Source organism: Burkholderia sp. BCC1996, from assembly GCF_905339955.1.
Taxonomy (GTDB): Bacteria; Pseudomonadota; Gammaproteobacteria; order Burkholderiales; family Burkholderiaceae; genus Burkholderia.
Map to the genome: position 1 here is coordinate 113,703 of NZ_CAJPHM010000018.1, position 15,194 is coordinate 128,896.

Genomic DNA, 15,194 nt, shown 5'->3' on the forward strand with positions numbered 1-15,194 from the left:
ACGCGCGTTGCGCCGCAACAAGACCCTGCACGGAGACGCCATGTCGTATTTCGAACACATTCCCGCGATTCGCTACGAAGGTCCGCAGTCGGACAACCCGCTGGCTTACCACCATTACGACGCCGAGAAGCGCGTGCTCGGCAAGACGCTCGCCGAGCATCTGCGGATTGCCGTCTGCTACTGGCATACGTTCGTGTGGCCGGGGCACGACATCTTCGGGCAGGGCGCGTTCCGGCGGCCGTGGCAGCAGCCTGGCGACGCGCTCGAACGTGCGCGCATGAAGGCGGACGCGGCGTTCGAGTTCTTCACGAAGCTCGGCACGCCTTTCTATACGTTCCACGACACCGACGTCGCGCCGGAAGGCGACACCCTGCGCGATTACGCGGCCAACTTCGCGCGGATGGTCGACTATCTCGGCGAGCGCCAGCAGGCGAGCGGCGTGCGGCTGCTGTGGGGCACCGCGAACCTGTTCTCGCACCCGCGCTTCGCGGCGGGCGCCGCGACGAACCCGAACCCGGACGTATTCGCGTGGGCCGCGACCCAGGTGTGCCATGCGCTCGACGCGACGCACCGGCTCGGCGGCGAGAACTACGTGCTGTGGGGCGGCCGGGAAGGCTACGAGACGCTGCTCAATACCGACCTGAAGCGCGAGCGCGAGCAGTTCGCGCGCTTCCTGTCGATGGTGGTCGAGCACAAGCACCGGATCGGCTTCACGGGCGCGCTGCTGATCGAGCCGAAGCCGCAGGAGCCGACCAAGCACCAGTACGACTACGACGTCGCGACCGTGCACGGTTTTCTCGTGCAATACGGACTGCAGAACGAGATCCGCGTGAACATCGAGGCGAACCACGCGACGCTCGCCGGTCATTCGTTCCATCACGAGATCGCGAACGCGTTCGCGCTCGGCGTGTTCGGCAGCGTCGACGCGAACCGCGGCGATCCGCAGAACGGCTGGGACACCGACCAGTTCCCGAACAGCGTCGAGGAGCTGACGCTCGCGTTCTACGAGATCCTGCGCCACGGCGGCTTCACGACCGGCGGGATGAACTTCGACGCGAAGGTGCGGCGCCAGAGCGTCGATCCGGAAGACCTGTTCTACGGCCATGTCGGCGCGATCGACGTGCTCGCGCTCGCGCTCGAACGCGCGGCGGTGCTGGTCGAGAACGACCGGCTCGACGCGCTGCGCCGGCAGCGCTACGCGCAGTGGGACGACGCGTTCGGCCGCAAGATCCTGTCGGGCGGTTACACGCTGCAGTCGCTCGCGGACGACGCGCTCGCGCGCGGCGTGGACCCGCGGCACGCGAGCGGCGCGCAGGAGCGGCTCGAGAACATCGTGAACCAGGCCATCTACGGGCTGCGCTGACGCCATGTATCTCGGACTCGATCTCGGCACGTCGGGCGTGAAGGCGGTGCTGCTCGACCGCGACGGCGCGGTGCGGGCGAGCGCGAGCCACCCGTTGGCGGTGAGCCGGCCGTGGCCGCGCTGGTCGGAACAGGCGCCGCACGACTGGTGGGACGCCGCCTGCGGCGCGCTCGCCGCGGTCGTCGCCGACGCCCGCGCGGGCGGCATCGATCCGCGCGACATCGCCGCACTCGGGCTCACCGGCCAGATGCACGGCGCGACGCTGCTCGACGCGCATGGCGAGGTATTGCGCCCCGCGATCCTGTGGAACGACGGCCGCGCGGATGCGGAGTGCGCGGAACTCGAGCGGCTCGCGCCCGCGCTGCGCACGGTGGCAGGCAACGTCGCGATGCCGGGCTTCACCGCGCCGAAGCTGCTGTGGGTGCGCCGGCACGAGCCCGATGTGTTCGCACGCATCGCGCACGTGCTGCTGCCGAAGGATTATCTGCGCTACCGGCTGACCGGTGCGTTCGCAACCGATCCGTCGGATGCCGCCGGCACGCTGTGGCTCGACGTCGCGAAGCGCGACTACGACGACACGCTGCTCGGCGCGTGCGGGCTGTCGCGCGCGCAGATGCCGGCGGTGTTCGAGGGCAACCGCGTGACGGGCACGCTGCTGCCGGCCGTCGCGCGCGCACTCGGGCTGCGCGAGATCCCGGTGGTGGCCGGCGGCGGCGACAACGCGGCCGGCGCGGTCGGCGTGGGGATCGTGCGGCCCGGCGATGCACTGCTGTCGCTCGGCACGTCGGGCGTGTATTTCGCGGTGTCGGACGGGTTTCGCGCCAAGCCCGAATCGGCGGTGCACAGCTTCTGTCACGCGTTGCCCGATACATGGCACCTGATGTCGGTGATGCTGAACGCGGCCGGCTGCGTCGACTTCACCGCGCAACTGACCGGTTACGACGGCGTCGCGGCGCTGCTCGCCGATGCCGAGGCGAACGCACGCGCGAGCCGCCCGTGGTTCCTGCCTTACCTGAGCGGCGAGCGCACGCCGCACAACGACGTGAATGCGAAGGGCGTCTTTTACGGGCTGACACCCGATACCCGGCGCGCGGATCTCGCGAACGCGACGCTCGAAGGCGTCGGCTTCGCGCTGCTCGACGGCATCGACGCGCTGCATGCGGCCGGGCTCGAGCCCGCCGGCATCACGGTGATCGGCGGCGGCTCGCGCAGCGCTTACTGGACGCAGATGCTCGCCGACCTGAGCGGACGCGCGCTGACGTTGCGCGCGGGTGGCGAGGTCGGTCCGGCGCTCGGTGCCGCGCGCCTTGCGCGCCTCGCGCTCGAACCGGATACGCCGCTCGGCGACGTGTGCCCGCAACCGCCGGTCGTCGCGGTGCGCGAGCCCGATCTCGCGCGGCACGCGTGGTATCGCGACATGCGGCGGCCGACGTTTCGTGCGCTTTATCGCGCGCTCGAACCGGTGTTCGCGACGGGCGCGTGACGCGCGGATGGCGCGCGCGGTTCGCATCGCACGATGCCGCGCGTTGCGAGGACTCGATGCGGGCGGCGCACTCATGCGCCCGCCCGATGTTCGTGAGGTAGTTCGACAAGTTCGATAACAAGGAGTGGAGACAATGAAATCCGTGACGCGTCGTACCGTATTGAGTTCGCTTGCCGGCGCCGCTGCGCTGGCGATGTTCGCGCTGGGCGCGCCGCTCGCGCATGCGAGCAAGGACAAGCCCGAGATCGGCTTCTGCATCGACGACCTGCGCGTCGAGCGCTGGTCGCGCGATCGCGACTATTTCGTCGCGGCCGCGACGAAGCTCGGCGCCAAGGTATCCGTACAGTCGGCCGACGCGAGCGAGGCGCGGCAGATCTCGCAGATCGAGAACCTGATCTCGCGCGGCGTCGACGTGATCGTGATCGTGCCGTTCAATTCGAAGACGCTCGGCAACGTCGTCGCCGAAGCGCGCAAGGCCGGCATCAAGGTCGTGTCGTACGACCGCCTGATCCTCGACGCGGATGTCGACGCGTACATCTCGTTCGACAACCAGAAGGTCGGCGAACTGCAGGCGCAGGGCGTGTTCGACGCGAAGCCGAAGGGCAATTATTTCCTGCTCGGCGGCGCGCCGACCGACAACAACGCGAAGATGCTGCGCGAGGGCCAGCTGAAGGTGCTGAAGCCGGCGATCGAGCGCGGCGACATCAAGGTCGTCGGCCAGCAATGGGTGCCGGAGTGGAGCGCATCGACCGCGCTGCGGATCGTCGAGGACGCGCTGACCGCGAACAACAACAAGATCGATGCGATCGTCGCGTCGAACGACGGCACCGCGGGTGGCGCGATCCAGGCGCTCGCCGCGCAGCATCTGGCCGGCAAGGTGCCCGTGTCCGGGCAGGATGCGGACCTCGCGGCCGTCAAGCGCGTGATCGCCGGCACGCAGACGATGACCGTCTACAAGCCGCTGAAGCTGATCGCGAGCGAAGCCGCGAAGCTCGCGGTCGATCTCGCGAAGGGTACGAAGCCCGCGTTCAACGCGCAATACGACAACGGCAAGATGAAGGTCGACACGGTGCTGCTGCAGCCGACGCTCCTGACCAAGCGCAACGTCGACGTCGTCGTGAAGGACGGCTTCTACACCCAGGCCCAGCTCGCGAGCCAGTAACCGCTCGATGGGCATGATGCACGCGGCGGCGAGGTGCGGCCGCACATGGTCCGGCCGCGTGCGCACTGCGAGGCAATGAACGTATGACCGAACCCTTGCTGACGATGCGCGGCATCGTCAAGGCATTCGACGGCGTGAAGGCGCTCGACGGCATCGACCTGACCGTGCGCCCCGGCGAGTGCGTCGGCCTGTGCGGCGAGAACGGCGCCGGCAAGTCGACGCTGATGAAAGTGCTGTCGGGCGTCTACCCGCACGGCACGTGGGACGGCGAGATCCGCTGGGAAGGCGCGCCGCTCGCGGCGTCCGGCGTGCGCGACACCGAACGCGCGGGCATCGTGATCATCCACCAGGAACTGATGCTGGTGCCCGAGCTGTCGGTCGCCGAGAACATCTTCCTCGGCAACGAGATCACGCTGCCCGGCGGGCGCATGCACTATGCGGAGATGGTGCGGCGTTCGGAAGCGCTGCTGCGCGAGCTGCGGATCGACGCGATCAACGTCGCGCAGCCGGTGATGAACTACGGCGGCGGCCATCAGCAGCTGATCGAGATCGCGAAGGCGCTGAACAAGCGCGCGAAGCTGCTGATCCTCGACGAGCCGTCGTCGTCGCTGAGTGCCGCCGAGACGCGCATCCTGCTCGACATCGTGCGCGACCTGAAGCGCCGCGGCGTCGCGTGCGTATACATCTCGCACAAGCTCGACGAAGTCGACGCAGTGTGCGACACGGTGACCGTGATCCGCGACGGCCGCCATGTCGCGACCGAGCCGATGCGTGCGCTGACCACTGACCGGATCATCGCGATGATGGTCGGCCGCGAGATCCGCAACCTGTATCCGCGCGAGCCGCACGAGATCGGCGACGTCGTGCTGGAGGCGCGCAACGTGACCTGTCACGACGTGGCGAACCCGCGCCGCAAGCGCGTGGACGACGTGTCGTTCAGTGTGCGGCGCGGCGAGATCCTCGGCGTCGCCGGGCTCGTCGGCGCGGGCCGCACCGAGTTGATGCAGGCGATCTTCGGCGCGTATCCGGGCGCGAGCACGGCGACCGTGCGGATGAACGGCCAGCCGCTCGCGATCCGCTCGCCGGCCGATGCGATCCGCGCGGGCATCGCGATGGTGCCGGAGGACCGCAAGCGCCACGGGATCGTGCCGCAACTCGGAGTCGGCCACAACATCACGCTGTCGGTGCTGCGCCGGTTCGCCGCGCGCGGGCGGATCGACGCGGCCGCCGAACTCGATGCGATCCGCACCGAGATGCAGCGGCTGTCGGTGCGCGCGGCCCACCCGTTCCTGCCGATCGCGAGCCTGTCCGGCGGCAACCAGCAGAAGGCCGTGCTCGCGCGGATGCTGCTGGCCGACCCGCAGGTGCTGATCCTCGACGAACCGACGCGCGGCGTCGACGTCGGCGCGAAGGCCGAGATCTACCGGCTGATCTTCGCGCTCGCGAAACGAGGCGTCGCGCTGATCGTCGTGTCGTCGGAGCTGCCGGAAGTGCTCGGGCTCGCCGATCGTGTACTGGTGATCGGCGAAGGCGAGCTGCGCGGCGATTTCGTCAACGACGGTCTCACGCAGGAACAGATCCTCGGCGCCGCGCTGAAACCCGCGCGGCAGCCGTCCGAACCCATTGCAGCGAGTGCGCCATGAATACCGAACTGTCTTCTTCTCCCGCCGTGCCGCCGGGCGCCGACGCGCGTCGCACGCACGGCCATCCGCTGCGCCAGGTGTTCGTGCGCTACAAGGTCCTCGCGCTGCTGTTCGCGGTCGCGGCGATCTGGGTGTTCTTCTCGGTGCTGACCGACGGCGCGTTCGTCACGCCGCGCAACGTGTCGAACCTGCTGCGGCAGATGTCGATCACCGGGATGCTCGCGTGCGGCATGGTGTTCGTGATCATCGCGGGCGAGATCGACCTGTCGGTCGGCTCGCTGCTCGGGCTGCTCGGCGGTGTCGCGGCGATCCTCGACGTCAATCGGCACTGGCCGGTCGCCGTGACGGTGCCGGCGGTGCTCGCGCTCGGCGTGCTGGTCGGGCTGTTCAACGGCTGGTGGTCGACCTACCGGCGCGTGCCGTCGTTCATCGTCGGGCTGGGCGGGATGCTCGCGTTCCGCGGGATCCTGCTCGGCGTGACGGGCGGCTCGACGATCGCGCCGGTGTCCGACGGCTTCGTGTTCATCGGCCAGGGCTATCTGCCGCGCGCGGCCGGCGACGGCCTCGCGGTGCTGCTGTTCGCGCTCGTCGCGCTGCTGGTGCTGCGGCAGCGCGCCACGCGGCACCGCTACCGGCTCGCCGTCGCGCCGCTGTGGCAGGACGTCGCGAAGGTCGTCGGCGCCGGGGCCGTGCTGTTCGCGTTCGTCGCGACGCTCGACCGCTACGGCGGCATTCCGGTGCCCGTGCTGCTGCTGCTCGCGCTGCTCGGCGCGTTCTCGTGGATCGCGACGCAGACCGTGTTCGGCCGGCGCATCTATGCAGTGGGTTCGAACCTGGAGGCGACGCGGCTGTCGGGCGTCGACACCGATCGCGTGAAGCTCGCGATCTTCGCGCTGATGGGGCTGATGTGCGCGTTCGCGGGCATCGTCAACACCGCGCGGCTCGCGGCCGGCTCGCCGTCGGCCGGCACGATGGGCGAACTCGACGCGATCGCCGCGTGCTTCATCGGCGGCACGTCGATGCGCGGCGGGTCGGGCACCGTCTACGGCGCGCTGATCGGCGCGCTCGTGATGGCGAGCCTCGACAACGGGATGTCGATGCTCGACGTCGACGCGTACTGGCAGATGATCGTCAAGGGCGCGGTGCTGGTGCTGGCCGTGTGGATCGACGTGGTGTCGCGCTCGAACCGGCGCTGAGGCGGCGTTCTACGGCGCCTGCGCCTCGATGAAATCGACGCACGCCCGCGGCGGCGCCGGCACGAAGCGCCGCCGCGGGTGGTACGGATAACCCGCGCGGGTGTCCGGCACGGGCCGTTGACCTGCGCGACGCCTGAATGCAGCGAAATCCGGCGCCCGTTCCGCGACTACGTGCGGTCGCGATGGCGCGCGCGCGTCGCGCCCGTGATTACCGCGATGCCGAACAGAATGACGGCGACGATCTCGATGATGTGCTGCGACACATGCAGCGTCATCAGGCCCCATGCCACGCCGGCGATGAAAACGATCCATCCGAGCAGGTAGATAAGCAGGGTCATCACTTTTCTCCTGTAATTGTGGGTCATGACGCCGGTTGCCTGCGTTGCAATATCTGCCGGGCAACCGGCAATCCGGGATGTGCGCATATTTCGTACCCGGTGCGGCCGCGTCGTGCGCCAGATCTCAGGGATCGATCGTGCGCAGCCGTCTACGTCGGACACGAACATCAGGATCGCGCGGCGAGCCAGTTCCGAACGAGTCGCGCAACCTGCTTCCTGCGCTCGATCATCACCATGTGTCCTTCGCCTGGCAGCGCATGATGGGTCACCGACGGCACCCACGCGGAAGTTTCGAGCGCCGCGTCGGCGAAGATCGGGTCGTCGGCGCCGCCGACGATCAACGTATCCGCGCGGATACGCCGCGGCCACGGCGAATCGTCGCGTGCATCGTCACGCAATGCGCGCAGCGTGCGGACGATGACGTGTCGTTCGTTGACCGATGACGCGACGTGGCGGCGTCGACTGAACAGCGCCGCGCGCAGGAGCATGTTGCGCCAGCTGGCGCGGAAGCATCCCGACATCGTTTCGAGCAAACGGACGAAATCGGAGCGGGTCGTATGCACGATTTGCTGCTCGATGAGCCGGTAGCCTTTCGGGGCGAGGCGATGCGCACTCGACACCAGCCCGAGTCGCGAGACGCGTTCCGGGTGGGCGGCGGCGAGGCGCGCCGCCACGACGCCGCCGAACGAGATGCCGATGAGCGTCGTGCACTGCCAATGCGCTGCGATGCCGCGCGCGAGATGCTCGACGATGTCGGCGATTCGGTATTGCGCACCGGGCTTGTCAGGATACCCGAGCAGGACGAATGGCGTGTCGGGCGGCAAGATACCGGCGACGCGGAGCAGGTCGCGCCGCAGCCGGCGCTTGGTCGTCTTCGAGACGAAGGCTTGTCCGCCGTTCAGTACGATGACCGCGGGTGATTCGCTACCCACCTGTGCGGCCAGGATGCCGCCGTCCAGCTGCATCGTTCGAACGCGACGAGCACCGATCCGGAACGCGGTCGATTCGTCCGGTATGCGGTTCATGCGCTACCTCCTGATGAAAAGGTGCCGGCATCAACGCCGGGCAAGCATGCCGACGGTTAATGGCTTATAGGCTCCGTCGGCAATTCAAAATATGACGGATGTCCGTCGTACGCGCTGAAACAGAAAATGCCCGATGCGGCGCAGCGGGCGTTCTGGCGTCTGGTTACAGTCAGGTTTGGTAACGGACTATTGATTAAAGACCACGCTTTAAACGCCCTGCATAATCACTGGCTGCTTCATTCAGTGAATGGCTGGTGTTGATTGTCGCGATCAGTTCCTCCACGAACCACGGAAGGACGAGCGTCGTTTCTGCGCTCGACAAACCGACTTTCACGCGCTGCGAAGCGTAATCCGGTTGAGGTAGCGTCACTGGCAGAGCGGCATTGGATTGAGGCGTGTCAGCCGCAATGGCTTGCGCGTTCGAAAGCTGTGCGCTTATCAAAAGCGCAAATGCCATGATTGCGTGTCGGATAGGTTTATTCATTTTTCGCCATTCCCTGCGAGAAAATATGAATCGGAAAAGCAGGGAAATGATCCTAGCGAATCTGCTGCGCGAAAAGTATGTGAAATTTGTCATTATCTGTGCGAAAGCTCATGCTGAGTGTCCGGGTGGACACATGCACTCGGACCATGACGACCGAGAAACGAGACCTTCGAAGCAGAATGGCGATTGGCCGCCGACGGGAAACCGAATCGAACTGGAACGCGTAGGCGAGCGACGCAAACAGGCTACGTGATGCGCCCGGCGTAACTCAAGGGCTGTTGCAGGCGCTGACGGAGGTGGCGCGATCGAACAGGTCGTTCAGCGCGTGCTCTCGAATGGGTAATGAAGCGTCGCGTCCGCACCGATGTCCGACGTGAATGACGGTGCGAACGGATCGCGTTTGCCCGGCACCGTATCGCGGACGCTGCCGTTGTTCCCGGTCATCGCGACGAAGCGGTACCCGCCGACGCCGCCCACGGGCGGCGCCGTCGCAAGGATCGATGGCCGCTGCCGGTTACGATGCCGACAACCTGACCGATACCCCCGTCGCCGTATAAACCGGCGTCGCCTTGAACCCGTCGACCGTCACCGTCGAGAACTTCGCGGAGGCCGCCGCGCCGTCGATCAGCGCGATCGTGTCGCCGACCTTCGGCGCATAGCCGTTCACGAACTTCACGTGCAGCGTGCCGCCGGCGACGGTGAGCGGGCCGCCCACGCGCAGGCGTCCGCCGCCGTTGCCGTCGATGTCGAGTTCGAGCGTCGTGTTGTCGAGCTGCGTGTAGCGCGTCGCGATCGTGACGGGTGAGCTTGCCGCGATCTTCACGCTGCCGCCGGCGCCGACGTACACGTCGCCGGTGCCGAACGCGCTTGCCGATACCGCGGCGAGCGTGCCGCCGCTGACCTGCGTGCCGCCCGTATAGCGGTTGTCGCCCGCCAGCGTCAGCGTGCCGGTGCCTTGCAGCGTCAGCTTGCCCGCGCCCGCGATGTCGTTGCGCCACTGGTCGGCCGCATTGAGCCCGCCCTGCGACGCATCCATCGACACGATCACGTTGCCGTTGAACGCGCCGTAGCCGTCGCCCGCGGCGAACAGGTTCAGGCGGCCCCAGCCTTCCGCATCGTCCATCACCGGATAGCCGGACTGCACTTCGGTGGTCTTCAGCACGACGCGCCGCTGGTCGGCGCTCAGGTACGGAAAGCGCGTCTGCAGCAGCACCTCCGCGCCCTTCGGCACGACGGCCGGTGCATCGGTCGATTCGATCGCGCCGAAGCCGAACGTCATGCGGCGCGTGAAAGCGGCCTTGTTGGTCGCGTAATCGGCGAAGCGGTCGGTGGCCGTCGTGCCCGAATGCGCGAACGCGGCGAAGGTTGCGCCGGTCGTCCCCGTGAGTTGCTGAAGCGCCTGGTGAGCCTGACCGTACGCGGCCTGCGCGTCGCTCGCGTACGCGGTGAGGTTCGCCGCGCTGATGGCCAGCGCGAGCATGCGGCCGCCGATCACGTCGAGCGGCGAGTGCATGCCGGCGAGGATCCGGTTCTCGCCCAGTTCGAGGCCGCGGCTGACCATTTCCTGGAAGCGCTCCGGCACGAGCCACGCCATCGTCATCGCGTCGCGCATCGCTTCGGCCGTGTGGCCGCTGATGAAGCCGCCGTCGGTCGCGGGCGTCGTGCTTTCCGCCGGCACGAGCGTCGGCGCGACGACCACGCTCGCGCTCCAGCGGTACGGCCGTGCGTACTTGTAGAAGCGCTTCGACGGTTCGGTCGACGCGTTGTTGCCCATTTCGTTGAGCAGGTCGACGACTTTCCCGAAGTTCGCGTTGGCGCTGCTGCCGACGCCGACGTTGTTGCCGCTGTCGTTGTACAGCACCGTGGTGGCGTCGGCGGGCACGCTGGTGATGCTGGTCGTCTGCTGCGCGGCCGTGCGCCACGCGTCGGTGAGCGGGCCCATGCCGTCGGTCACGCTGTAGCCCTTGCCGCGCCGGTCGTCGAAGTAGGCGGCATCGGCCTGCTGTTGCGTGCGCGCGGTCGTTGCGTTGACCACGTATTGAACATTGGCTGCCAGCACCGTGTCGTTCAGGATCGTGCCGCACGGCGTGCCGCTGCCGGGCAGGCCCGAGCAGGTCGACGGCGAGATCGCCGGAAACGCGCCGTTCGCGGCCGCGGTCACGCCCGCGTCGACGAGCATCGTCGACGGCTGCCACAGGTCGAGGAAGCGGCTCACCACGCGTACCGCGGCGTTGGTCGACAGCGTCGCATAGCGCGCGTCGCCGCGCTGGTTGGTCGCGATGTTGTCGACGAAGGCCGGCACGCTCGGCACGGGCGCGCTGTCGACGAAGCCGGGGTCGGCCGGCGGCGCCGGCATGGCCGCGCTGGTCGGGGTGGTCGACGCGACATCGTCGCCGCCGCCGCACGCGGCGAGAACGATCGCGCTCGACAGCGCTGCGACGTGCAGCGGGAAACGGCTTCGTGACGCAAACATGCAAAACTCCATCCGGTGTGTTGAAGATGGCGGATTGTCGTGGGCGATCGTGACGCAGCCGTTAAGGATTTGTTGCGGGGCGCGGTCGAAGCGCGCGAATGCTCACTATTTGGTGAATTCGTGATACTGAACGTGATGGACGAGGCGAGCCGGCCATCGGCAGCGCATCGCAACGCGCCGGCCATGCGTGCGTCCGGCCGGACTGGTGTTCCCCGGAACGACGACGATAACCGGCGCGATCACGCCGCCTCGGCGGCCGAATCCGCGTCGGCGCGGCACACGCGGTTTCTGCCGTGCCGCTTGGCCGCATAGAGCGCGAGGTCGGCCTGATGCGACAGCGCATGCACGGTCCGCGGGTGCGCGCGATGGCCGGTCGCGCAGCCGATGCTGACCGTGAACGGCGGAATCGTTGCATCGAAGCCGTCGAGCCGGCTGTGTTCGACGGCGCGCCGGATCGCTTCCGCGACTTCCGCGGCGCCGCTTTCGTCCGTATCGGGCAGCACCGCGACGAATTCCTCGCCGCCGTAGCGTGCCGCGATGTCGCCGCGCCGCCGCACGTTCGCGCGGATGCATTCGGCGAGAAAGCGCAGCGCCGTGTCGCCTTGCGCATGGCCGTAGCGGTCGTTGTACTGCTTGAAGTGGTCGGCGTCGATGAACAGCACCGACAGGCTGCCGCCGCTGCCGCGCTGCAGCCGCTCCCATTCGTCGGCGAGCGCCGCATCGAGCGCGCGGCGGTTGTGCAGGCTCGTCAGCGGATCGGTGCGCGTCTGGTCCGTGAGCAGCGTCTGCTTGCGCAGGTTGTCGCGCAGCGCGAACGCGAGCAGCCACACGACCGCGCAGAACAGCGCGCCGATGACGGACGCCGACACGCCGACCGTCCACGTCAGGCGCGTGATGCCGGCCAGCACGTCGCCCTCGGCCGGGGCGACGACCGCGATCAACGGCGTGCCGGGCACGTGCTGGTACGTATAAAGCCGCGCGACGCCGTCGATGCTCGAGCGCGCAGCATAGAAGCCCGAGTCGCGGCTCAGCATCTGCACGAACGACTTCGTGCGGCGCAGCCGGCTGATCTGCTGATCGCTCAACGGCGGGTTTCTCGCGAGGATCGTGCCGTCCGCGCGCAGGATCGCGCTGACGCCGTGCGGTCCGACGTTCAGGCGCGACAGCAGGTGATCGAAGTAGGCCAGGTCGATCGCGACCACCACGATGCCGTCGAACGAGTGATCCGGCCGTTCGATGCGCCGCGACAGCGCGATGGATCTCGTGCCGCCGCGCGAACGCGCGCTATACGCCTCGGAAACGTAGAGGCCGACGTTGTGCGCATCGCGATGAACCTTGAAGTAGTCGCGATCGCTGAAATCCCAGTTGTGGTGCGGGCCGCAGCATCCGTCGATCTGCCGGCCGTCGCGGTTCGTCACGCCCATGCCGGTCATGTATTGCGCGGTCGTGCGCTCGAACAGCACGTCGTGACGCAGCCCGGTGTCGATGCGCGCGACCGCGGGGTTGCGGAGGTTGGCGGCGAGTGCGACGAGCGCATTGTTGGACGTTTCGACGGTGCGCCCGATCTCGCTGACCAGGACGGCGGCGACGTTGCGCGACGTCTCGTGCGCATGTTCGACCACTTCGCTGCGTGCGGCCCACAGCGTCGCCGCGCTGATGCCGAGCGCCGCGAGCGACATCAGCGTGCCCAGCACGCCGACGATCAAGTAATTGCGGCCGGCCCAGTCGGCAATTTTCTCGATCGAAGAGGGTGCAGGCATGGCTGGCGCTCGTGCGGGAAGCTCGCTGCGTCTGCAGCGGCGCGGGTCAAATCCGGGTTAACGGCAAGTATGCCCGGAAATCGAGGCCGATTCGCGCCGAGATCGCGGCACCCGGCGCCGCAAACGTGTGCGGCAGCGGCGCACCGCGCAACGGGCATGCAGCCGCGGCAGCGCCGGGCGGCTGCATGCGCCGACGCGGGATCAGTCGAGCCCGCCCTGGCACAGGTACTTGATCGACAGGTAGTCGTCGAGGCCGTAGCGCGAGCCTTCGCGGCCGTAGCCCGATTCCTTCACGCCGCCGAACGGTGCGGCCTCGCTCGCGAGCGCGCCTTCGTTGATCCCGACGATGCCGGTTTCGAGCCGCGCCGACACGCGCGCGATGCGCCGCACGTCCTGCGTGTAGAAATACGCGGCAAGCCCGAACGGCGTGTCGTTCGCGGCATCGACGGCTTCGTCCTCGGTATCGAACCGGAACAGCGCGGCGATCGGGCCGAAGGTTTCCTCGCAGGTCAGCTGCATGTCGGCGGTGGCGTCGGCGAGCACCGTCGGCGCGTAGTAGTGCGGCCCGAGTTCGGTCAGGCGCGTGCCGCCCGTCAGCACGCGCGCGCCGCGCTCGATCGCGTCGCCGACGTGGCGCGCGATCTTGTCGACCGCGCGAGCGTTGATCATCGGGCCGATCTGCGCGGCCGGGTCGGTTGCAGGCGCAACCTTCAGCGCGGCAACGCGCGCGGCGAGCTTCGCGGCGAAAGCCTCGTAGACGCCGGCCTGCACGTACACGCGGTTCGGCGACACGCAGGTCTGGCCGCCGTTGCGGAACTTGGCGGCCATCAGCCCGTCGACCGCGGCGTCGAGCTCGGCATCGTCGAACACGATGAACGGCGCATTGCCGCCGAGCTCCAGCGACAGCTTCTTCAGCGTCGCGGCCGACTCGCGCGCGAGCAGCTTGCCGACGGGCGTCGAGCCGGTGAACGTGATCTTGCGCACGCGGCTGTCGGCGAGCCAGTCGGCCACCGCGTCGATGCCGCGTTCGCGCGACGCGGCGATCAGGTTCAGCACGCCGGGCGGCACGCCGGCTTCCTGCGCGAGGAAGGCCAGCGCGAGCGCGGTGAGCGGCGTGTCCTCCGCCGGCTTCGCGACAACCGTGCAGCCGGCCGCGAGCGCGGGCGCGATCTTGCGCGCGATCATCGCGAGCGGGAAATTCCACGGCGTGATCGCGGCGACGATGCCGATCGGCTCCTTCACCGCACTCAACCCCTTGCCGCGCTGCTGCTGCGGAATCAGGTCGCCATACGTGCGCGTCGCTTCCTCGGCGAACCACAGCACGTACGACGCGCCATAGGCGACTTCGCCGCGCGCTTCGGCGAGCGGCTTGCCCTGTTCGCGCGACATCAGCTTCGCGAGATCGTCGGTGTGCGCGACGATCGCCGCGTGCCACGCACGCAGGATCGCGGCGCGTTCGCGGGCGGGCGTCGCGCGCCAGCCGGGCAGCGCGCGTGCGGCCGCGTCGGTCGCGGCGCGCGCGTCGGCGGCGCCGCTGTCGGGTGCGTGGGCAACGAGGTCGAGCGTCGCCGGATCGGTGACATCGAAGCGACGGCCGTCGAGCGCGTCGCGCCACGTGCCGTCGATCAGGTTGGCGGTGCGAACGAGTTCGGTGCGGGACAGCGTAAGCGGCATGACAGGTCCTTGGGTGAGGCGGTTCGGCGGCGACGCCGGCGCGCGACGACCCCGCGCGGACAGCGGGCTGCCGCGTTCAAGGGTGCCGCGTGCTGCGGTCAGTGCCGTTCGCCGAACAGCGATTCGAGCGGATAGTGCCGTTTGACGAACGGCGACTTGATGATCACGTAACTGAAATACTTCTCGATGCCGATGTTCTGCTCGAGCAGCCCTTCGACGATCGTCTGGTAATGGCTCACGCTGCGCGTGATGAACTTCAGCAGATAGTCGTAGCCGCCGCTCGCGAGGTGGCATTCGACGATCTCGTCGACGTTGCGGATCGCCGCGACGAAGCGGTCGAAGTCCTCGCGCCGGTGGTCGGCCAGCGTGACCTCGGTGAACACGACCTGCACGTCGCCGAGCTTCTCGAGCTGGATGTGCGCGCCGTAGCCGCCGATGTAGCCGGCCTTCTCGAGCCGCTTCACGCGAATCAGGCACGGGCTCGGCGACAGCCCGACCGCATCGGCCAGCTCGACGTTGGTCATGCGGCCGCGCTTCTGCAACTGGGAGAGGATGCGCAGGTCGATGCGATCCAGCTTGCTGTCCGTCATGGT

13 protein-coding genes are annotated in these 15,194 nt (G+C 68.2%); 5 read left to right on the forward strand and 8 right to left on the reverse strand.

What is annotated here, in order from left to right:
- Window positions 1-40: 40 nt before the first annotated feature.
- From xylA to U4Z64_RS25045, 5 genes are all read left to right on the forward strand, one after another.
- On the forward strand, window positions 41-1,363 hold the full coding sequence (xylA, locus tag U4Z64_RS25025) for a xylose isomerase (protein ID WP_321821387.1): 1,323 nt from the start codon (window positions 41-43) through the stop codon (window positions 1,361-1,363).
- A gap of 4 nt (window positions 1,364-1,367) precedes the next feature.
- Window positions 1,368-2,846 (forward strand): xylulokinase, encoded by a 1,479-nt coding sequence (gene xylB, locus U4Z64_RS25030; RefSeq protein ID WP_321821388.1) that lies wholly within the window; start codon window positions 1,368-1,370, stop codon window positions 2,844-2,846.
- 133 nt (window positions 2,847-2,979) lie between these two features.
- The gene (gene xylF, locus U4Z64_RS25035; RefSeq protein ID WP_044844281.1) at window positions 2,980-4,008 is read left to right on the forward strand and encodes a D-xylose ABC transporter substrate-binding protein; all 1,029 of its coding nucleotides are present in this window, start codon (window positions 2,980-2,982) and stop codon (window positions 4,006-4,008) included.
- Between the two features lie 83 nt (window positions 4,009-4,091).
- Entirely contained in the window at window positions 4,092-5,651 is a 1,560-nt protein-coding gene (xylG, locus tag U4Z64_RS25040) for a D-xylose ABC transporter ATP-binding protein (protein ID WP_321811507.1), read from the forward strand.
- Window positions 5,648-6,847 carry a sugar ABC transporter permease gene (locus U4Z64_RS25045; RefSeq protein WP_044844279.1) on the forward strand — a complete coding sequence of 400 codons (1,200 nt, stop codon included), beginning with the start codon at window positions 5,648-5,650 and terminating at the stop codon, window positions 6,845-6,847. Before xylG ends, U4Z64_RS25045 begins: the two co-directional genes overlap by 4 nt.
- 167 nt (window positions 6,848-7,014) lie before the next feature.
- Here the strand turns inward: U4Z64_RS25045 and U4Z64_RS25050 are convergent, their stop codons facing one another.
- From U4Z64_RS25050 to U4Z64_RS25085, 8 genes are all read right to left on the reverse strand, one after another.
- On the reverse strand, window positions 7,015-7,353 hold the full coding sequence (locus U4Z64_RS25050; RefSeq protein ID WP_321821425.1) for a hypothetical protein: 339 nt from the start codon (window positions 7,351-7,353) through the stop codon (window positions 7,015-7,017).
- Window positions 7,353-8,210, reverse strand: a complete 858-nt coding sequence (locus U4Z64_RS25055; RefSeq protein WP_321821389.1) for an alpha/beta fold hydrolase — start codon at window positions 8,208-8,210, stop codon at window positions 7,353-7,355. The genes U4Z64_RS25050 and U4Z64_RS25055 overlap by 1 nt, the downstream gene beginning before the upstream one ends.
- 193 nt (window positions 8,211-8,403) lie before the next feature.
- On the reverse strand, window positions 8,404-8,694 hold the full coding sequence (locus tag U4Z64_RS25060; protein ID WP_321821390.1) for a hypothetical protein: 291 nt from the start codon (window positions 8,692-8,694) through the stop codon (window positions 8,404-8,406).
- Window positions 8,695-9,012: 318 nt separating this feature from the next.
- A complete protein-coding gene (locus U4Z64_RS25065; RefSeq protein ID WP_321821391.1) occupies window positions 9,013-9,171 on the reverse strand; it encodes a hypothetical protein in 159 nt (52 codons plus the stop codon).
- 37 nt (window positions 9,172-9,208) lie between these two features.
- Window positions 9,209-11,167 carry a phosphatase PAP2 family protein gene (locus tag U4Z64_RS25070; protein ID WP_321821392.1) on the reverse strand — a complete coding sequence of 653 codons (1,959 nt, stop codon included), beginning with the start codon at window positions 11,165-11,167 and terminating at the stop codon, window positions 9,209-9,211.
- A 239-nt stretch (window positions 11,168-11,406) separates the two neighbouring features.
- Window positions 11,407-12,927: a GGDEF domain-containing protein gene (locus tag U4Z64_RS25075; RefSeq protein WP_321821393.1), complete on the reverse strand. Its 1,521-nt coding sequence runs from the start codon at window positions 12,925-12,927 to the stop codon at window positions 11,407-11,409.
- Window positions 12,928-13,128: 201 nt separating this feature from the next.
- Window positions 13,129-14,601, reverse strand: a complete 1,473-nt coding sequence (locus tag U4Z64_RS25080; RefSeq protein ID WP_321821394.1) for an NAD-dependent succinate-semialdehyde dehydrogenase — start codon at window positions 14,599-14,601, stop codon at window positions 13,129-13,131.
- Between the two features lie 98 nt (window positions 14,602-14,699).
- The gene (locus U4Z64_RS25085; protein ID WP_006749694.1) at window positions 14,700-15,191 is read right to left on the reverse strand and encodes an Lrp/AsnC family transcriptional regulator; all 492 of its coding nucleotides are present in this window, start codon (window positions 15,189-15,191) and stop codon (window positions 14,700-14,702) included.
- Window positions 15,192-15,194 lie beyond the last annotated feature (3 nt).